The organism is Treponema sp. Marseille-Q4130 (assembly GCF_014334325.1).
In the GTDB taxonomy this organism is placed as follows: domain Bacteria; phylum Spirochaetota; class Spirochaetia; order Treponematales; family Treponemataceae; genus Treponema_D.
Genome location: NZ_JACSET010000003.1, coordinates 197924 through 216619, shown reverse-complemented (window position 1 = coordinate 216619; position 18696 = coordinate 197924). Strand labels below are relative to the sequence as shown.

Sequence of the window (18696 nt, the reverse complement as noted above, 5' to 3'; positions counted from 1 at the left end):
CCGCAAAACTGCGGGGCGTTTGCGTCGATTGTCGATCAGCGCTTTCGCTCGATCCCGTCGAACTCTTTTCCGAACGGCTTCGTCACGTAGATGAGCACAGGCGTCATAAGGTAGTCCGCAGCCAAAGCCGTCGTCAAACCGATGATCGAAAGCATTCCTATGCGATGCATCGTGTTCATCGGGCTGAACGCGTAGATGAGGAACATGGCGCAGATGATTACCGTTGTCATACACATCGTCTTTCCGATTTCAAGATATGTGCGCAAAATCGCATCTTTGTAATTTCCGTGCACTTCGTAATAATATTTGACGTGATTGATAAAGTGGATCGTATCGTCGACGGCGATGCCGAGTATCATCGGCATGATCGTCATCGTCATCATATCGAGCTGGAAGCGGAAATAGCCCATGATGCCGGCAAGGATGATGACCGGTGTGATGTTCGGGATCATTCCGATGAGTCCCGTCCGAATGCTCATAAACACGAGGATGAGCATTGCGGCGATCATGATGAATGAACCTGCAAACGATTTCAATTCTCCGCGTACGATTTTTCCGTTCATTTCGGCAAACTCGGCGACCGCTCCGATGGCGGAAACTTCGGCTCCGGGAAAAAGTTCTTCGGCGGCTTTTTCCGCATCCGCGATGTTCGACGCGATTTGACTGCTGTCGTATGTCGCGAGGTTGACATTGACGTATGCCATGTTGTAATCGGCGTTGAGCCAATCGTAGAGCCGAGAGCCGCCGGTTATTTCGTACAGGAAGAGTTCCTGTGTCAAAAGGTCTTCGTCGTCGGGGATCGAATAATACGCCGGATCGTCGCCGTTCAGCATGCGGTTCGTTTCTTTTACGATATCGAGTACCGATTTGACGCGCGGCTTCCCGTTCGATTTTCTCGTCAAACTTAAATTGCCGAGCGTGTTTTCGAGCTTTTCGAGTGCGAACATGCGTTCCGGTTTTTTGAATTCATCGACGTCGGGATATTCGATTAATATTTTATACGAATACACCGAGCCGAGCTGCGTGTCCTGCAGTTTTGCCAAGCGAGCGATGTACGGGATCTTTAATCCGAGCATTTCGATATAGTCGAGCGTTACGCGGATTTTAAAAATTCCCGGAATAAAGACGACGATCATCGCGAAGCCGACGATGAGGACGGCTTTGCTGTGTTTCAACACGCGTTTTCCGAACGATTCGAACGCGAGGTCGGCTTTCGTCATTTTTTGCACCGTTGCGCTTTCTTCCTTTTTTTTGTCTTTGCCGAACGAAAGCAGTACGGGGATCAGGATGATCGCGTAGAGGAATACGACCAAAACGGTTGCCGACGATGTCAAGCCGAGCCATTTGAGCGGACCGATGTCGACGAGGGCGAAAGAGATGAGGGATGCGATCGTCGTGAGCGCGGTAAAGAAAAGCGGCCAGCCGGTTTCTTCGACCGACATGATAACCGATTCTTTTCGAATACCCGTCTGTCTGAAATGCAGTTTAAACGAATTGATGTAGTGGATCGAATAGCCGACCGACAGCGCCATGCCGAGCAAGATCGGAATCGTCATCATATTTTGATCGGCTACGATGCCGAAGTATGACATAAAACCGAACACGACGCCGATGCCGCCCACCGTCGAAAAAAGCGGGACGATGAGACCGCGCAGCGAGCGCACGAATAAAATCAAACAGATGATCATCGCGATAAAGCCGCTTATAAGGTTGCGCGACATTTCTTTTCGCATGACGTCGGATTCTTCGCACTCCGTGTACGGAGTGCCCGCACAGATAAGATTCCATTTGTCGCTTTGCCACTTCGGGTCTTCGAGCAGTTTGTGTGCGGCTCGTCCCGCTTTATACATGCCGGTGCGCGCTTTATTGTCTTCTTCGCCGTAACCGTACAGATAGAGGATGACCCAAGTTTCGGTCGCATCTTCGGAGACGAGTTTGTTTGCAATCGCTTCGCGCGAGAGTAGAAATTTTTTGATCGATTCCATTTCCGCTTTGCCTTCGGCAGTGTGCGTGTCGGGTATGCCGTCTTCGAACGGTGTGACAACCTGCATACCGTCGTCGGTACCTTTCGCGACCGAAACTTCGACGACGGACATAACATCGCGCGCGTAGGGAATCGTTTCCATCATTTCGTTTCCGAGCCGGTCGATCATGTTGAGCACGTCGGAATCGAATACGTCCTTCGTTTGCACCAAAACCGTGATGACGTCTTCGTTGCCGAAGGTTTCTTCAAAGCGATCGGTTGCGAGTTTGATTTTTTCTTTGTCGCCGAACCAGTCTTCCTGCAGATCTTCAGCGACGAATTTTCGCAAACCAGAAAGCCCGACCGCGGTAATGACGAACATTGCGAGTAAAAAAAGCCATCGAAATTTTACTTGGATTTCTCCGAATTTTCGGAACGCTTTGTTTATTTCCAGAACTTTCATATATGCTCCTCGATTAAACCGTACGCAAATCTGCGAATTTCAAATCGGTTTAATACATGTGCGCGGTATATCGGATCGTAAAATCGTACGATATATACGGGTGTTAGCTTACGCTAATTTACAAGGCGTGTCAATAATAAGTGAAATTGTCGATGGAGCAAGGGCGGAGTAAAATCGGGAATGTTTGCCGCTGTTTCCACTCTTTCGGATTTAATCGTTCGGCTTTATCCCGACACTGCAAATGTAGGCGAGTTCTTTTTTGTGTCCGTTGAAAAAGCGGAACATTTGTTTGAACATCGCTTTGTTTTCTTTTTTCATCGCGTTTCGCACAATTCGAAGCGCGTTCGTAAAGCCTTCGTCATGGATCATGCCGCGCGGGCTCATCAACGTCATATCTCCGCATTTTTGCATAACGGAAAATCCGTTTTTGCAAAAGAGCGCTTCCCAGCCGGCGGCATCGAGCGGTTCGACGCTGACGTTTATCGCTTTGCTCAATCCGGTACGAAGCTCTCTTTGTACGGCGGGATCGGATGTTCTGAAGGCAACGTCATGCGTCAAAAGCAGTCCGCCGGGCTTGAGTACGCGGAAATATTCTTTGAGCGCTTTGTCTTTTTTATCGCCGACAAGCATCGTCAGCATCGCTTCGTTGACAACGATGTCGAAACTTGCATCGTCGAACGGCAATGCGAGCGCATCTCCGTGAATCAGCGTCAGCTTATCCTCAAGATGATTTTTCTTAATGTTTGCTTCCGCTTTTTTAAGCGCGTCTTTATCGAGATCCACGCCGGTGATTTTGCAGCCGAATTTTTTCGACAGCTGAATCATCGTCCTTCCCATATTACACGCGACTTCAAGAATTTTCGTATCGCTTTTTATATTTGCCTGTTCGATGAGCCATGCGGTCGCATCGATTCCTCCGGGACGCAGCGTCGTTTTGCCCAGCCTTGCCAAAAATATATGCCCCGCTTCACCGTACATACTGCCTCCTTTTTTCTGCGCGTACAGCTGCCGCAAGAGCAATCGGTTTTTTTTGACAGATCGCCGAGTTTAAAAGTAAGTCAGCTGTACGCTATACATCTCTGGGGTGTAAACTGCAATTAGTCGCGGACGAGCAGCAAAGCCATTTTGAATTTGCCTTCCGCTTTGACGTAGTGCTTGCCGTTTTTATCGAACTTGAAATTTTCGCCTTCGTGAATGCGGTACTCTTTTCCTTCATATCCGATAATGCCTTCGCCGTCGAGACAGAATATGATCGCATCTCCGGGGGCGGAATGTTCGGACAATCCCGTTCCCGCGTCGAAAGCCATAATCACGAATTTGGTTTTGTCGCTGTCGACGAGGTCCATGTTTACGATCTTCCCGTCTTTATAAGGGAGAAGCTCTTTTAATGCGAAAACTTTCGCGCTCTTTAAAATGTCGTTCATAATACACTCCTTATCAAAAAGTATTTCCGAATATATGCATCCCGTTTTGCTTCGTATGCCGACGGGAATGTTTTGCGGTACGATAAAAATATCGCCGCGCCTAAGTTGCGGCTTTTCCGCCGTCAAATACAGCACTTCGGCGCCGCCTTCTTCGATCTTCCAAATTTTCGGATAGTCGTAGCTTTCGGGGCTGATGTTTGTGCCCGCAGCAATCGAAAAAACGCTCATGCTGCACGCATTGCCTTCCAGCACCTTTTCCGAAACCGTACACCCTTCTACCGGTGCATTGTCTTTTGCGATGGAAAATATATGTTTGCTTTTCAGCATATCGGCCTCCGTAAATTACCTGTAACTAACATACTGTAAATCCGATACGGAATCCGTTGCTCCGGCAACAAAATTACGGAATTTTTTTTCATCCGTTTCGTATGTCGGTCGATAAAGCGATTTCCGACGATGCGGTAAGCTTACTTCAGCGTTATCGTTTTCCCTTCAATTTGAATAATTCCTTCGTCCTTCATGCGGCTCAATTCGCGAGAGACGGCGCTCCTGTCCGCCGATATGAACTGTGCGAGTTTTTCGCGCGTAAACGGCAGCGTAAATGAATTGCGGTGCAGCGTGTTTTGCGTAAGACGCAGATAAAACAAAAGTTTGTCGCGGAGCGTCGGCTGCGCCAAAAGCTGAATCTTCATGTTGAGATGCTGAATATTGAGTGCCATTTCGCGCAACAGATTTTCGAGCACGATTATGCGGTAGGGACAGCCGCACCGATTTGTACCGTCTTCCGAGGGAAGCTGAATGAACAGAACCTTCGTCTTTTCCGCGCTGATAATGCGCAAAAACGGGTTCACCTGTCTGAGGCAGCACAGCGCTTCTCCGAAAGATTCTCCTCGTCCGATTTCTTTGAGCAGCACGGTTTTTCCGTCTACACCGATTTGTTCGGCGTGAACGCACCCGTCGACGACGATTCCCGCATGAGAGACGATGTCGCCGGAACGGTATATTTCCTGCCCGCACTCGAAGGAACGGTAAAATCCGCGCAGGCAGGCGATCGCTTTGTCTATGTCTTTGGCGGGAATCCCTTTGAATACCGCCGTTCGCGCCAAAAACGACGTATAAAAATTCAGCATTTTTTCCCCGTTTGTTGCAGCGGCAACGGAATTTTTTATTAGTTTATGCTAACTTTTAGACAGTGTCAATCATCCGGAGGTATCAGAGATGAAAAAAATACTGTCTGTCGCGGCCGCGCTGTTTATTGCGCTGAACTGTGCCGCCTTTGCAAAGGAACAGGTGATCCGCATCGGCATGCCGAAAGCGCCGCCCGCTTTGCCCGTTTTGCGCATGATCGAATCGAATGCGCTCGGCGAAAACGTCAAAATCGAATATACGATTTGGGATGCGCCGGAAAAACTTATCGCGATGGTGCAGAGCGGCGATTTCGATATGTTTGCGTTTCCGCTGACGGTCATCGCAAAGCTGTACAACAAGGGCGTTCCCGTAACGCTGACGAACGTGGACACGTGGGGCGTTTCGTATTTTTTGACGACCGATCCCGCGCTTAAAAACTGGTCGGATTTAAAAGGGAAGACCGTGTATGTCCCGCTGCAGTCTTCTCCGCCCGACGTTATCACGCAGTTTTTTATGAAAAAAGCCGGACTTACGCCGAAAAAAGACGTAACGATTATCTACTCTTCGCGTCCGGAAATTGCGCAGATGATGGCCGCCGGAAAAATTCAATATGCGACGATGATCGAGCCGCAGGTTACGGCGATTTTAATGCAGAATAAAAATGCGCGTGTCGCGTTTTCGTTCGAAGAAGAATGGAAAAAAGTTACCGACGACAACACGATTATTCCGAATGCGGGCTTCGGCGCAAAATCGAAATTCATAAAAGACAATGCCGAACTTGTCGCACGCTTTGAAGCGGAATACGAAAAGGCGCTGAACTGGGTGCTGCAAAATCCCGACAAGGCGGCAGCTCTTGCCGATTCCAAGCTCGGCATGAAAGCGCAGGTTGTGCAAAAAGCGATTCCGCGCATGGGACTTATCTATAAAAACGCATACGATGCGAAAGCCGACTTGCAGCAGTTTTGGCAGCTTTTAGTCGATTTTGATCCGGCGACGATCGGCGGAAAAGTTCCCGATGAAAAAATCCTCTATAAAAAATAACTGCATAGCGGCGCTCGCCATGCTTGCACTGTGGCGGGTACTCTCTTTGGCGTACCCGCCGCTTGTAGTGCCGCCGATTCCGGCCGTCGGTAAAATACTTGCGCGCATTTTGTCCGCTCCCGATCTTTTGCACGAAGCGGCAAAAACTTTGGGCAGGCTTGCCGCTGGGCTTTTTTTCGGCGTTGCGGCGGGCTGCCTCGTCGGCTATGTGTGCGGCGTGTGCAAAACGTGCCGGGAACTGTGCAAACCGGTTCTCGGCGTGCTGCAGGTTGTGCCGCCCGTTGCGCTGCTCGTGCTTGCGATCATCTGGTTCGGTTTTAACGGAAAGCCCGCCGTCCTTATCGTCGCGGTTGCGATTTTTCCGATCATCGCGATTTCGGTGCAGGATGCGGTTTTGCACGTAGACCGAAAGCTGCTTGAGATGGGAACCGTGTTCAAATATACGAAAAAGCAGCGCTTTTTTTTAATCACGTGGCCGTCCGTAAAGCCGCAGTTTTATTCGGGCTTGCGGATCGCCTTGGGTACGGCGTCCAAAACGGTCGTCATGGGCGAAGTGCTGACGACGTCTTCCGGCATCGGCGGGCAAATTGTGAACGCGCGTTTGAACATCGAACCGGAAACAATTATCGCGTGGACGGTCGTGTCGGTGTGCATGTACTATGTGCTGGAAGCCGCCGTCGCCCTGCTGTTTGTGCCGAAGGAACAAAAATATGCTCAGCGTAAACAATCTTAAAAAAATCTACAACGGCAAAACGGTTATCGACCGTCTTTCTTTTTTTGTGCGCGGCGGCGACATCGCAGTTATCGTCGGGCCTTCCGGCTGTGGAAAGTCGACGCTGCTCAATATCGTCGCGGGTCTCGATACGAATTTTGAAGGCTCGTTGCAAACGGGCGGGAAAAAAATCGGCTATGTGTTTCAGGAAGACAGGATTCTTCCTTGGCTGACCGTCGCGCAAAATATCAAATCGGTAAATCCCGAAGGCGATGATAAAGAAGTGCAGCGCTTTATCGATATGGCGGGCCTTACCGGATTCGAGCGCTATTACCCTGACGAACTGAGCGGCGGTATGAAGCAGCGCTGTTCGATTGCGCGCGCTCTTTATTACGGCAGTGAGCTTTTGCTTATGGACGAACCGTTCAAGTCGCTCGACTACGGCATCAGGCATAAGATGATTGCCGATTTGCTTGCGATCCATCAAAAAGAAAACAATACGATTTTATTCGTTACGCACGACATCGAAGAAGCGCTTTCGGTTGCCGACGTTATTTTCGTGTGCAAAAAAAATCCGATGCGCCTTGCCGACACGCTCGACTTGCACGACAAAAGCGGACTTACGCCCGCAAAAAAGCAGGAATTAAAAGACGGGATTTTAAGAATAATAACGGCGTGAAGCTGACGGCGATAATTTTCCCCGCCTTTTGACTGTGCCCTATCTTCCGCCCCGCCGCTGCGCCTTGCTTCCTTCCTCAGCTTCCCTCCTGCGAGTTTGACAAAGCGCGCCATACAATTTACAATGAGCGCATGATTACGCAAAAAATGCGCACGGCCGAAACATCGCGTTTCGATGTGCTCGCTGCCGGACGATCGTGTAGGCATGCGCCCATTTTCAAAAATGCGCTGCGCCTCGTGTCTGCGCTATTGCTGCTTGCGATCTTCGCTTCCTGCGCTGCGGTAAAAGGGCGTTCTATGCGTTATCCGGTGCACGTTACGAATACGCGCGTCGTCGATCTGCTTCCGCCCGAAGATATGGTCTCGCCGATCGATGCTCTGTATATGTTTACCGGCAGTTTCGGCACTTCGTCCTTTTATATGCAGGCGTTTATACAGGCGAACGAAGGCGGTATTTTTATTAATCTGCTGAATGATTTCGGTTCGGATATGGGTACGCTCACGTATACGGGCAATGAACTTTCGCTTGCGTCGGCGGTGCTGCCGGCCTCTCTCAAAGCGCAGTATATCGTCGCGGATATTCAATTCGCCTATTACGATGCGGATGCGGTCGCAGGGTCGCTGCACCGTGCGGGGCTTGATCTTACCGTTACGAAGGACGACGGCATGGAATTGCGCAGGATTATGAGCGGCAAAAAATGCATCGAAGAGATATCGATTACATCTTCTTCGGTGAGCATCATCAACCATCTCCGCGGCTATGAATATCATCTCACGGAGGCGTTGTGACGGATCCGGTGTATCTTTCAAAGCCCGGCGTCGTGTGTGCGGCGGGTTCTTCGGTCGATGAATTGTGGCGCTCGTGTGTTGCAGGCGATCGATCGGGCATAAAAAAACTACGCGCTCTTTCCGGCAAAGAATTTTTTGTCGGTCGGGCGGACGACGGGGTCTTGCGCAAAACGGCGGCACGCTTCGATATGCGATGTATCCGTCTCGAAGATGCGGCGCTCGTTCAAATCGAGAGGGAAATCTTGGGCGCGCTTTCGGCGTACGGTCCCTCCCGTGTTGCCGTTTGTGTCGGTTCGTGCGACAACGGTACGGAACTTTCGCTTCCCGCTCACGCGGCTTTTATCGCGGACGGAGTCTTTCCCGCAGGGTATACGCTTGAAGTGCAGGGCGCCGATTATGCGGCGACTTACGTGGCGGAAAAGTACGGCATACGCGGACCCTCGCTTGCTTTCAGCACTGCGTGTTCGTCGAGCGCCGGTGCGATTATCAAAGCTGCGGAATTGTTAAAAAGCGGACTTGCGGACGCGGTGATCGCAGGCGGTGTCGATGTCGCATCCGATACGGTGCTTCTCGGTTTCGATTCGCTCGAAGCCGTTTCGCCGGAGATAACGAATCCGCTCAGCGCAAACCGGAAAGGCATCACGCTTGGAGAAGGGGCGGCGTTTTTCGTTATGACGAGGGATGCTCCGAAATACGGCGCACTTGTGCGGCTTTTCGGCTGGGGAGAAAGCGCGGACGCCTATCACATGACGTCCCCCGATCCTTCCGGTGCGGGAGCCGCGCGTGCAATGAAAGCGGCGCTTGCCCGTGCGAAACTCATGCCCGATCAAATCGATTATATCAATCTGCACGGAACGGGTACGAAATTCAACGACGCGATGGAAGCGAAAGCCGTCGCCGAAGTGTTTGCCGATCATACCGTTCCCGTCGGTTCTACGAAACCGCTTACGGGGCATACGCTCGGTGCGGCGGGTGCATTGGAAGCTGCAATATGCTATACTGCATTGGTTCAAAACGCGGAAAAAACCGGAAACGATATCGCACTGCCAAAACACGTATGGGACGGCGAGTACGATCCGGATCTGCCGCCTTTGAATATTGCGGGTGCCGTCGGTGCAAAGCGGACCGGGCGTGTAAAAATCTGTATGTCGAATTCCTTTGCGTTCGGCGGTGCGAATGCGAGCCTGGTGCTGGGTTTGACGTGATTGTGTCCGGTGAACCGCGATCGCACAGTGCAGCGTGTACGGATAGAAAAACAGGAGAACTATGGAAAGCGAAACGATACGTGAAAATTTGCCGCAGCGCATCGAGCGCGACGTGCTGATCGATCTCTTGCCGCACAAGGGAAAGATGTTTTTGCTCAGCCGCGTAACGCAGCACGACACGGAAGCGCATACGATTACGAGCGAATACGATATTACGCCGGAGTGCATCTTTTACGAAGCCGCATCCGACGGCGTGCCGACATGGGCGGGCTTCGAATTTATGGCGCAGGGCATTTCGGCGCTGACGGGCATCACGAATAAAGCGCTCGGCCGTTATCCTCGTCCCGGTTTTATTTTAAGCGTCAGCAAATTCAAAGCGGCCGTTCCGTATCTGAAAAGCGGCACGACTATCGTGATGAAGATAAAAGAAGACTACCGCGCCGAAATGACGTACAGCTATAACTGCGAACTTTTTGCATCGGCATCGGACGGGGCACCTGCCGTTTCATCGACGATAACCGTTATGGAAACGGAAGATATTATGAATTTATTTAAAGACGAATAACCGATAAACGATTTGCCGCAAGCGGTGCGGTAAAAATCGAATCAGGAGTTTTTTATGGCGGATGAAGCGAAAAAAATAATCGTTACCGGAGCGTCGGGCGGGATCGGGCGCGCGATCGCAGTTGAAGCGGCGAAAGCCGACTACTATGTTATTTGCCACTACAATCACGGAAAAGAAAAAGCTGAAGAAACCCTTTCGCTGATTACGGCTTCCGGCGGAGAAGGCGAGCTCGTACAGTTCAACGTCGCCGACAGAGCGGACTGCAAGGCGAAGCTCGACACGCTCACTGAAAAACACGGAGCGCTGTGGGGTGTGGTGAGCAATGCGGGTATCACGAGGGACAACACTTTCGTCGGATTGACCGGAGAGGATTGGGACGCGGTTATCCGCACGAATCTCGACAGCTTTTTCAATGTGATCCAGCCCCTTGTCATGCCGATGGCGCGCAAAAAGAAAGGACGTATCATCGCCGTGTCGTCGGTGAGCGGCATCATGGGAAACCGCGGACAGACGAATTACAGCGCGTCGAAGGCGGGGATCATCGGAGCGGCAAAAGCGCTTGCGGTCGAACTTGCGAGCCGTCACATCACCGTAAACACGATCGCTCCCGGCGTTATCGAAACGGATATGACGGCCGCGATCAACGAAGAAGCGAAAAAGATCATCATGCAGACCATTCCGATGGCGAGGGCGGGAAAGCCCGAAGAAGTCGCCTCTCTCGCGGTGTTTTTGCTGTCGGAGAGCGCATCGTATATCACGCGGCAAGTGATCGCCGTCGACGGCGGCATCCATTAATTATTAATTAATAATTCAGTGTCGTATAATTGTTGCGTGTGCAGCTTTTGCAGGACAACCGTACCGGAAATGTATGTACGGAAAAAGAACGTATAAGTAAATAAAAAGGCGGAACGCGAGGCAGCGGAACTGCCGCCGAGCCGCTCAGACCGATGGCAAGCGAATTTTTTTGGAAAAAATTCGCGCAGTCCGATTCCGATTACGGTCTGCCGCGGCGAACGGCAGGGCTGTTGCCGGGAGTGCAGCCGCTTTTTTTGCGGTACGTGCTGTTTTTTAGAGAATATGGCGTCCGGTGCGGTTGCCCTGCCCTGACTTTTCGTTGATACGCGTACGTATTTATGCTAAAATTACAAGCGAGGTTAACTATGACGTATACAAAACCGAACGGAAAGCGGCGGGTCGTCGTAACGGGTGGCGGTATGCTGACCGCTCTCGGCCGCGACTGGCAGACGGCTTTTGCAAAACTGCAGTCCGGCAAAAACTGCATCAAATATATGAGCGATTGGGAACGCTACGAAAAGATGAACACGCGCCTTGCGTGCCCGTATGAAGAAGCGCTTCCGTCGTTTCCGCGGAAAAAGATTCGCGGCATGGGACGCGTCGCGCTCTTGTCGCTCGTATCGACCGAAGACGCGCTTAAAATGGCGGGATTGTTAAAAGACGACGGAGACGTCATCGACGAATTGAAGAGCGGCCGCACCGGCATTTCATACGGCACGTGCATGGGAAGCATGGACGCGATTATGGATATCGCCGACATGATGGAAACGGGCGACACGTCGAAGCTCGATTCGCAAACCTATATCAAAGCGATGCCGCAGACGAACGCGTGCAATTTGAGCGTCTATTATCAAATACGCGGACGCATCATCGTAACCGATACCGCGTGTACGTCGGGAAGTCAGGCGATCGGCTATGCGTACGAAGCGATCGAAGACGGCAGGGCGGAAATCATGATCGCGGGCGGTGCGGAAGAGCTTTCTCCTCCCGACGCTGCGATTTTCGATACGCTCGGCGCTACGAGCATCCTCAATAAAACTCCCGAAGCGACTCCGAAGCCCTTTGACAAAGACAGAGACGGCCTTGTTATCGGCGAAGGAGCGGGTACGCTGATTTTGGAAGATATGGAACACGCCGTAAAGCGCGGTGCGAAAATGTATGCGGAAGTCGCGGGCTTTGCGACGAACGCGGACGGCACGCACATCACAAGCCCGAACGCTGCGACGCAGGCGCTTGCGCTTTCGATGGCGCTTGAAGACGCGGGTATCGACGAAAGCAAAATCGCTTATATCAACGCGCACGGCACGGCGACGAGCCACGGCGACATATCGGAATCGCAGGCTGTGTATTCGGTGTTCAAACGCGCGGTGCCGATCTCTTCGACGAAGAGCTTTATCGGTCATACGCTCGGCGCGTGCGGCTGCGTTGAAGCGTGGCTTACGATCAATATGATGAACGAAGGCTGGTTCCATCCGAACTGCAATCTTACAAACGACGATCCAGAATGTGCGCCTCTCGACTATATCAAAGGTGCGGGGCGTGAAATCTCGTGCGACTGTGTTATGTCGAACAACTTCGCGTTCGGCGGCGTCAACACATCGCTCGTGTTTAAAAAGATCGAAGGTTTAAATTGAACGTCTGAAATAGCGCCGTTCAATTTAACTTCGAGTTTCCCTTCGGAAAACTCGCGGATATACATGTGCGCTTGCGCGCACTAATTCAACAGTCTCCAAAATTGATATTTTGTTCGACTGTTGAATTTTATGGACAATAAAAGAACATGCAGAGGTTTGCGGGGAAACGACACCGACGGTTTCTTTTCCCCGCGCCCTTATTCGTTTAATAAGCAAGATTCCAGCCGAATTCGAATGCAAAATAATTTTGCTTTTTAGTTTCACGGATGACATAACGCAAACCCGCGCGCAGGGTCGATGTCAAAAGCGGCGTTGCTGCGGCGCCGAAGTTCGGTGTAAAGGTCAGCGACGCGGACAGCACGGCCGAATCGCAATAGCGCATTTCGCCCGAAAAAAGATTTCGTACAAGATGCGGCGTATCAAAAAAATCCCACGATGTGCCGCCCGTATAATCGAAACGACCGGTATACGATGCACGCAGTGCCCAGCGGTTTACGTAGAAAAGCGGGATCGCTTTTTGTACTTCGCCTGCAAACAAAATAAACTCGACACTATTTTTAATAAAAGTCGATCTGCTCGGAAAAAGCTGTGTGCCGAGCGCAAACGGAAAATTATACGTATAATCACAGCGGCACGCATACGGCAAAAGACGCGGCGAACGCAGAGCGGCATTGACGGAAATGTTTTGATATACGTTATCCTGCGAAAAAGGTGTTCCCTGCTCGGATTCGTATTCGGCAATATATGATGCGCCTGCGGCAAAGCCCGCTTTCTCGTATACGCCCGCACCGGTTTTATGAATATTCGAATAGCCGACGGATAATTTATTAATTGCGATAAACATCGGTAAAGCGTCGTCATCTTCGAGCGCGCCGAAAAGCGATGTGAAACCTTTCGGAAATTCCGTGCGGTTTTGCCTTCCGAACAATATATTTGCAGCGTTTTCGAAAGTGAGGCGAGATAGGTTTCCGACGGGGATCGTCGACGAAAGATTCACCGTGTGAGCCGTCTGCTTAAATCCGCGACGGTCGAATTCGATTTGATTGCTGAACGAATATTTGAAAAGCGAAGTCGCCGTTCCGCTTTGGAAGCGCGTTTCGATCGATCCGCTGTTTGAAAGAATACTGTAGCCGCCGCTCGCGATTGCGATTTTCGACGACCACGGATTATTGGACGCGTAAGTGAAACCCAGCGGCAAAATTCTGCCGGTGATATTGCCGCCGGTGTTCTGCGCGTATGTCGATGCGATGCCGACCGGCAAAAAGATGCCGCGTTTATAACAATCAAACGGATTGTATTTTTTCGAGCGGGTAAAAATCGCTTGCACGTCTCGATTGCCGGCCGCCTCCTCTCCGCTTCGCACATTGTCGGCAGCTTCCGCCGATCGCGCTTTGTCTGTATCGGACTTTTCAATCCTTTCGCGTTTTGTGTCGAGCGCGATTTCCCGCATTGCCATACTGTCGTTTTCCGCAGTCAAGAGGCGATTGTCACGAAAAAAATGCCCCGTATATGCGATACTGCCGTTTTGCAGCATGACGGGATCGTATACGCCGCCGGATACATCGTCCGTCTGCAAAAGCATTACGGCGGAATCCGCTCGGCCATCATCAAAATTATTAATTATTAATTTTCCGAAGCGCGGCATCGTATCTTCGGCAGCCCACGAAAACGTAAATACTTTTTCAGCGTTACCCGTGTTTGCAAGCGAGACGTCGCCGATAACCATGCGATCGTACGGCGCATCGTATACCTTTTCCGTACCGTCCGCAATCGAATACAATCGAATCGACCATTTCATACCGCTTTTGCATACGTATACGATCTCACCGCCGCCTGCGTCCTTCGGCGTAAATGCGACATCTCCCCGAGCGAGGGGACGGGATGCGATAAGCGAAGCGCCGCGCACTTTGCCGTCCGCGCTTTTGTCGAGTTTGTAGACAGTGAGCGTGCTTTGCTGCGACTTCGTTTTTACCGCCGCGAGATAATATGCGCCGTTCCATAAAACGACGGCTGCATCGCGCAGACCCGTTTCGCTTATCGTATAGCGCGAGCGGTTTTTCATGTTAAAGATATGCACTTCGCTTTTCGGAACGGCATGCCTTTCGCCCATCACGCTGAAGGCCGCATATTCGCCGTCAGTCGAAAGAGATGTGTGACGCAGGTTTTTAACGGTACATATTTTTTTTGCGCGATCGTAGCCTTTCCGTTCGGCATCCCATTTTGAAAAATAAAAACTTCCGGTTGCGTCGTCGGTAAAGCCGAAGCCTGAGCTGCACGAAACGAACGACGCATATCGTGAGGCGCGCGCGTTTTCTTTCGAGCGTTTATCGGTACCGGAAAAATAATCCTTGCATGAGCCTTTGACAAGCGGGTCGGGATATTGCGCAGCGGAAGCGGGCACGGCAACCGAATCGTAAAAATGTTTCCACGCTTCTTTGACGGAAATTCCGTACACCGATTTGAACGCGGCGGATGCGTGTACCGTTTGAAAGTTGACGCACTTATATAAAAACCGCGCGTAGTTTTTCATACCGTACGTTTTTTGAATCCAATTTTCAAACGCTGCACCGAAATGATAATTCGTATCGTACGGATAGATATCGCGCGAACCGTAGATATCGGCATGCGACGGAAAAGAGCCTTCGATCTTTGCCTGCCGCACCGTTTGCGCGCTGTACGGGTCGTTCAAGCGTCCTTCACCGCCGGCACTTTCCGATGCGACGGCAACGCCTTCAGTCCGCGACCGCGTGATAAACAGGTATGCAGGATTCACGATGTCGCCGAAGACCGCGCCGACTCCGCGCCAAAACGCATTTTTCATATTGTACGAAACGGCGTGCGTGAGCTCGTGTCGGAACGTCGACAAAAAATCGTCCGATGCGACGGCGATCTTTTTCGTCACCGGCGTATCGTACATAACGATCGTATCGTAGCACGCAGGCGAATAGTATGCGTTGAATTCGTCCTGCGCAGGCGTTATGACGACGGGAAAGCGCTTCCATTGCTCGGTTTCAAGATACGCGCACACGTCTTCGTATATCGCATCCGCATGACGCGCGAGATGTTCGGCGCTTTCAGCGGAATCCGGAGCATAGATGATATCGAACCACTGCGTCTTTACGACGCGGATATCTTTTTCGCCCCACATGACACCGTCTGCGGCGCTGAGCGAAAGCGATACGAAAATCGAGACGATAAAAAAATTAATTATTATTTTTTTCATGTACTGCACCGCCCCTGCCGCCGTCTTGCGAAGCGGCAAAATCGCGCGGCAGAGCCGGTCTGCCGCGCATTTCTCTTTCCTTTCGCCATACCGGAAGCTCAGGCTTTTTATCGCCGCGCCGGACATATTCGAGCCAAGCTTCGGGTTCGAGAACTTCGAAGCGTACGGTTTTGTGCGTTGCGGGATGGATGAATTCGATAGTACGCGCGTGAAGCGCAAGGCGGCAAAACGGATCGGTACGAGCGCGGTGCGTTTCATCTCCCGCAATCGGATAGCCTTTCGACGCGAGGTGCGCGCGTATTTGATTTTTTTTGCCGGTATCGAGGTCGAGCTCGAAAAGCGTATGCGTTTGCCCTCGCTCTACGATGCGATAGCGTGTACGCGCTTCGACCGTTTTAAACTTCGCCTTTCCGCCGGAAAAATCCAAATGCTTCGTATAAGTCGTTTTATTTTTATCGAATCGTTTTATCCGGTACGCTTTGTCGGAAGGCTTATCGTCCGCTTTCGGAACGAAGCCGATATTGTACGCGTTGTACGCAAGAGGCGCGTCAATGACGCCGAAATCGGGAAGCGCATGCCCTTTCGGATTTTCGGCAACGGCGCGATATATCCGCTTACTGACGACTTTTTGCCAAGAACGCATAAGCGAGCGCTGTACCTGCTCGCTCAGCGCAAAGAGCATGACGCCGGACGTGTCGCGGTCGAGGCGGTGTACGACGAAGGGACGATGCCGCTGCGAATACGTGCCCCTGCTCCTCATGATGCGGCAGAGCACGTCGAGCGCCGTCCGAGCTTTGCTGCCCGGATACGGAACGGAAAGCATGCCCGACGGTTTATGTATGACAGCGATGTACGCGTCTTCATAGAGGACATCGATTCTCTCGCGTCCGAAATCGATTTTATGTTTGCGCTTGTATTGTGTGCTCGGCTTTTCCATAATTATTAATTAATAATGCGGCGGTATGCGGTTGGGAATTTCTTCCGCCGCATCGGCCAATTCGCGCAGTTTTTCCGACATCGCTTTGCACTGCGCCGTAATCCCGTCGATCGATTTCGTGTGAACGACGGAAACGCCCTGCAGCTGATTTACAAAATCTTCGAGATAGGCAAGTTTCGTTTCGAGCGCAACGATGCGCTTTTCGGTTTCGATATCCGTAGACAACTCCTTGTAAGATGCGGTTTACCGCTCTTCGAAATATTCGTATGCATCGACGATGTCGAGGTAAACGCCGTCGAATCCCGCATCGATAATTTTTTGAATATACGAATCCTTGCCGCCGCAGATGATATTTTGCCAATCTTCATTCCAGTATCGCACTTTATAATTTCCTTTCCAATCGGGATTCAATTTATCGAGCCACGCGGGCGCATTTTTTGTCAATTTTTTTCCACGTACCCAGCGCTCATCCCAATACCGGCGATAGTCTTCCGCTTCGCCGATACTCATATATGCGATGACAAAGCGCGCTCCTCCGGAAGCTTTTTTCTTAATCGATTCGACAGCCGCACGGGAAAACGGCACATCGCCGCCGTCTACAAAGGCGTCCATGATCACGGCGTCGTAATCCGTCGCCCGTATTTTTTCGATGAGCGCACTTCCGTCCGCGTCGCCTGAAGACATGCCGAGCAAAAATAAAAAATTTTTCGCGTCGGAAAGTTTCGTCACGTCGTTTCGATTTTTACGGTACGGATAATACTCTCGCCCGTATCCGCTTTGTTCCGGGATAAGGGCGAGATTTCTGTCGGGCGCGGCAAAACCGATAAAGCCCGCCGCGGCGTTTTTCGCGTACGAGTCGGCGATCGCGGCTCGGGAAGAACAGTAATCGATCGAAAAGACGGTCTTACCTTTTTCCGAAAATTTTTTGCACGTACCGACAAAATATGCGGACGCCCTCGAAGATGTCGCTTTGCCCGCTCCCCTTTCGCCGTAAAACGTATCTTCGCGGCCGCATCCGTCGATCGCATCCATGTACGAAGTATCGGCTTCCGTAAGCGGCACGCCGTTTTCGTCGGTTGGGACATCGCTGTCCCACGCGACCGTCTGCCCGTTTTGCGGAATGACGACAAAGTGCGGGTTCTGCGCCTTTGCATAGGCGGATATTTTTTTTATAAACGCGCGCATTTCTTCGCGGTAACGCGGCGGCACATCGTGTGCGGTACAGGGCGAATTGTCGCTGCAAAAAGCGGCCGCGGCAAACATGAAATTAATAATTATTAAAACGAATGTCGGGTTTTGAAAATACTGTCGAAACAAAGGTCTGCTTTCGGCGAGAACCCGTCCGCTTAGCCGCGGTCGAGCTTTTAAGGCTGGCTTCCGTAAGCTTAACGCTCGAAACGGCACACGGCCGGAACCTCGCCTCTGCATCATTTTATTTATCTTCAAAACTCGCCACTCAGTAGGTGAACGAAACGGATGGAAAATTTCGAGTTTTAGAAAACTCGAAATTGATCCTCTTAAAAACGCATATCGTCTTCTGTCGCTTTGTTTCATACTGCTCCCTTGGAAGCGCGTCGGACATCTTTAAACATCGCCATATCGACACCTTCCAGCTCAAGAAGTTTTATTTTTTTATCGATACCGCCGGCATAACCGGTCAGCTTTCCGTCCGATCCGACGACTCTGTGACACGGAATGATTACGGAAACGGGATTATGCGCAACCGCTCCTCCGACCGCGCGCGCCGATACCTGTTCAAACCCTTTGCGTTTTGCAAGCGTTCGGGCGATGTCGCCGTAGGAAATGGTTTTACCGTACGGAATCTCTCGGAGAACGGCCCACACCGCCTGCCGAAAATCGCTTCCTGCCGGAGCGAGCGCGAGTTCCGCCGCATCCGGTTTTTGCCCCGCAAAATACCGATCGAGCCAACGTTTTACTTTGACCGATGTTTTATCATCGTCTTTCGGCACCGCCTCCGAAATCGCCGCGCCGTAATATTTTTGCCCTTCGAACCACAGTCCGACGAGCGCTCCGTCCTTTTGCGCCAAGAGCATATCGCCGAGCGGCGACGAATAAAATGCCGTGTATATCATAATGCTCCTAAACTTGAGAAAAATACATTGTACCTTTGCCGCCCTC

General features: G+C 51.3%; 17 protein-coding genes. 8 read left to right on the top strand and 9 right to left on the bottom strand.

Annotated elements, in window-relative coordinates; all coding sequences use genetic code 11:
* Window positions 1–35: 35 nt before the first annotated feature.
* The 4 genes from H9I36_RS04725 to H9I36_RS04710 form a co-directional block, all read right to left on the bottom strand.
* Window positions 36–2426, bottom strand: coding sequence for an efflux RND transporter permease subunit (locus H9I36_RS04725; protein ID WP_187384228.1), 2391 nt, complete (start codon window positions 2424–2426; stop codon window positions 36–38).
* Window positions 2427–2636: 210 nt separating this feature from the next.
* A complete protein-coding gene (locus tag H9I36_RS04720) occupies window positions 2637–3404 on the bottom strand; it encodes an SAM-dependent methyltransferase (RefSeq protein WP_187384227.1) in 768 nt (255 codons plus the stop codon).
* A gap of 119 nt (window positions 3405–3523) precedes the next feature.
* Window positions 3524–4177, bottom strand: coding sequence for a cupin domain-containing protein (locus H9I36_RS04715; RefSeq protein WP_187384226.1), 654 nt, complete (start codon window positions 4175–4177; stop codon window positions 3524–3526).
* A gap of 140 nt (window positions 4178–4317) precedes the next feature.
* Window positions 4318–4980, bottom strand: coding sequence for a Crp/Fnr family transcriptional regulator (locus H9I36_RS04710; protein WP_187384225.1), 663 nt, complete (start codon window positions 4978–4980; stop codon window positions 4318–4320).
* Window positions 4981–5068: 88 nt separating this feature from the next.
* Here H9I36_RS04710 and H9I36_RS04705 point away from each other — a divergent pair, with 88 nt between their 5' ends.
* The 8 genes from H9I36_RS04705 (at window position 5069) to H9I36_RS04670 (ending at window position 12397) form a co-directional block, all read left to right on the top strand.
* On the top strand, window positions 5069–6019 hold the full coding sequence (locus tag H9I36_RS04705) for an ABC transporter substrate-binding protein (protein ID WP_187384224.1): 951 nt from the start codon (window positions 5069–5071) through the stop codon (window positions 6017–6019).
* Entirely contained in the window at window positions 5994–6752 is a 759-nt protein-coding gene (locus H9I36_RS04700) for an ABC transporter permease (protein ID WP_187384223.1), read from the top strand. Before H9I36_RS04705 ends, H9I36_RS04700 begins: the two co-directional genes overlap by 26 nt.
* Window positions 6730–7410 carry an ABC transporter ATP-binding protein gene (locus H9I36_RS04695; protein ID WP_187384222.1) on the top strand — a complete coding sequence of 227 codons (681 nt, stop codon included), beginning with the start codon at window positions 6730–6732 and terminating at the stop codon, window positions 7408–7410. The genes H9I36_RS04700 and H9I36_RS04695 overlap by 23 nt, the downstream gene beginning before the upstream one ends.
* Window positions 7411–7541: 131 nt before the next feature.
* Window positions 7542–8198, top strand: coding sequence for a DUF3261 domain-containing protein (locus H9I36_RS04690; protein WP_187384221.1), 657 nt, complete (start codon window positions 7542–7544; stop codon window positions 8196–8198).
* On the top strand, window positions 8195–9403 hold the full coding sequence (locus H9I36_RS04685; RefSeq protein WP_187384220.1) for a beta-ketoacyl synthase N-terminal-like domain-containing protein: 1209 nt from the start codon (window positions 8195–8197) through the stop codon (window positions 9401–9403). Before H9I36_RS04690 ends, H9I36_RS04685 begins: the two co-directional genes overlap by 4 nt.
* A 61-nt stretch (window positions 9404–9464) precedes the next feature.
* Complete coding sequence (locus H9I36_RS04680; protein ID WP_187384219.1) at window positions 9465–9968, top strand: hotdog family protein; 504 nt, start codon at window positions 9465–9467, stop codon at window positions 9966–9968.
* Window positions 9969–10022: 54 nt separating this feature from the next.
* Complete coding sequence (fabG, locus tag H9I36_RS04675; protein WP_187384218.1) at window positions 10023–10763, top strand: 3-oxoacyl-ACP reductase FabG; 741 nt, start codon at window positions 10023–10025, stop codon at window positions 10761–10763.
* Window positions 10764–11128: 365 nt separating this feature from the next.
* On the top strand, window positions 11129–12397 hold the full coding sequence (locus tag H9I36_RS04670) for a beta-ketoacyl-ACP synthase (RefSeq protein WP_187384217.1): 1269 nt from the start codon (window positions 11129–11131) through the stop codon (window positions 12395–12397).
* Between the two features lie 205 nt (window positions 12398–12602).
* Here the strand turns inward: H9I36_RS04670 and H9I36_RS04665 are convergent, their stop codons facing one another.
* The 5 genes from H9I36_RS04665 to H9I36_RS04645 all read right to left on the bottom strand — a co-directional run bounded on the left by H9I36_RS04665 (window position 12603) and on the right by H9I36_RS04645 (window position 18650).
* Entirely contained in the window at window positions 12603–15620 is a 3018-nt protein-coding gene (locus H9I36_RS04665; protein WP_187384216.1) for a hypothetical protein, read from the bottom strand.
* On the bottom strand, window positions 15601–16557 hold the full coding sequence (locus H9I36_RS04660) for an RluA family pseudouridine synthase (protein WP_187384215.1): 957 nt from the start codon (window positions 16555–16557) through the stop codon (window positions 15601–15603). The genes H9I36_RS04665 and H9I36_RS04660 overlap by 20 nt, the downstream gene beginning before the upstream one ends.
* A 9-nt stretch (window positions 16558–16566) precedes the next feature.
* Complete coding sequence (locus tag H9I36_RS04655) at window positions 16567–16782, bottom strand: SlyX family protein (RefSeq protein ID WP_187384214.1); 216 nt, start codon at window positions 16780–16782, stop codon at window positions 16567–16569.
* Between the two features lie 18 nt (window positions 16783–16800).
* Window positions 16801–17874, bottom strand: a complete 1074-nt coding sequence (locus H9I36_RS04650) for an endo alpha-1,4 polygalactosaminidase (RefSeq protein WP_187384213.1) — start codon at window positions 17872–17874, stop codon at window positions 16801–16803.
* Window positions 17875–18107: 233 nt separating this feature from the next.
* Complete coding sequence (locus tag H9I36_RS04645; protein ID WP_187384212.1) at window positions 18108–18650, bottom strand: methylated-DNA--[protein]-cysteine S-methyltransferase; 543 nt, start codon at window positions 18648–18650, stop codon at window positions 18108–18110.
* Between the last annotated feature and the right edge of the window lie 46 nt (window positions 18651–18696).

Bases quoted from the DNA above. Each gene is read 5' to 3' on its own strand.
- H9I36_RS04670 (WP_187384217.1), top strand. From the start codon at position 11,129: ATGACGTATACAAAACCGAACGGAAAGCGGCGGGTCGTCGTAACGGGT.
- H9I36_RS04645 (WP_187384212.1), bottom strand. From the start codon at position 18,650: ATGATATACACGGCATTTTATTCGTCGCCGCTCGGCGATATGCTCTTG.
- H9I36_RS04695 (WP_187384222.1), top strand. From the start codon at position 6,730: ATGCTCAGCGTAAACAATCTTAAAAAAATCTACAACGGCAAAACGGTT.
- H9I36_RS04715 (WP_187384226.1), bottom strand. From the start codon at position 4,177: ATGCTGAAAAGCAAACATATATTTTCCATCGCAAAAGACAATGCACCG.
- H9I36_RS04720 (WP_187384227.1), bottom strand. From the start codon at position 3,404: ATGTACGGTGAAGCGGGGCATATATTTTTGGCAAGGCTGGGCAAAACG.
- fabG (WP_187384218.1), top strand. From the start codon at position 10,023: ATGGCGGATGAAGCGAAAAAAATAATCGTTACCGGAGCGTCGGGCGGG.
- H9I36_RS04705 (WP_187384224.1), top strand. From the start codon at position 5,069: ATGAAAAAAATACTGTCTGTCGCGGCCGCGCTGTTTATTGCGCTGAAC.
- H9I36_RS04710 (WP_187384225.1), bottom strand. From the start codon at position 4,980: ATGCTGAATTTTTATACGTCGTTTTTGGCGCGAACGGCGGTATTCAAA.
- H9I36_RS04690 (WP_187384221.1), top strand. From the start codon at position 7,542: ATGATTACGCAAAAAATGCGCACGGCCGAAACATCGCGTTTCGATGTG.
- H9I36_RS04725 (WP_187384228.1), bottom strand. From the start codon at position 2,426: ATGAAAGTTCTGGAAATAAACAAAGCGTTCCGAAAATTCGGAGAAATC.
- H9I36_RS04665 (WP_187384216.1), bottom strand. From the start codon at position 15,620: ATGAAAAAAATAATAATTAATTTTTTTATCGTCTCGATTTTCGTATCG.
- H9I36_RS04680 (WP_187384219.1), top strand. From the start codon at position 9,465: ATGGAAAGCGAAACGATACGTGAAAATTTGCCGCAGCGCATCGAGCGC.
- H9I36_RS04700 (WP_187384223.1), top strand. From the start codon at position 5,994: ATGAAAAAATCCTCTATAAAAAATAACTGCATAGCGGCGCTCGCCATG.
- H9I36_RS04660 (WP_187384215.1), bottom strand. From the start codon at position 16,557: ATGGAAAAGCCGAGCACACAATACAAGCGCAAACATAAAATCGATTTC.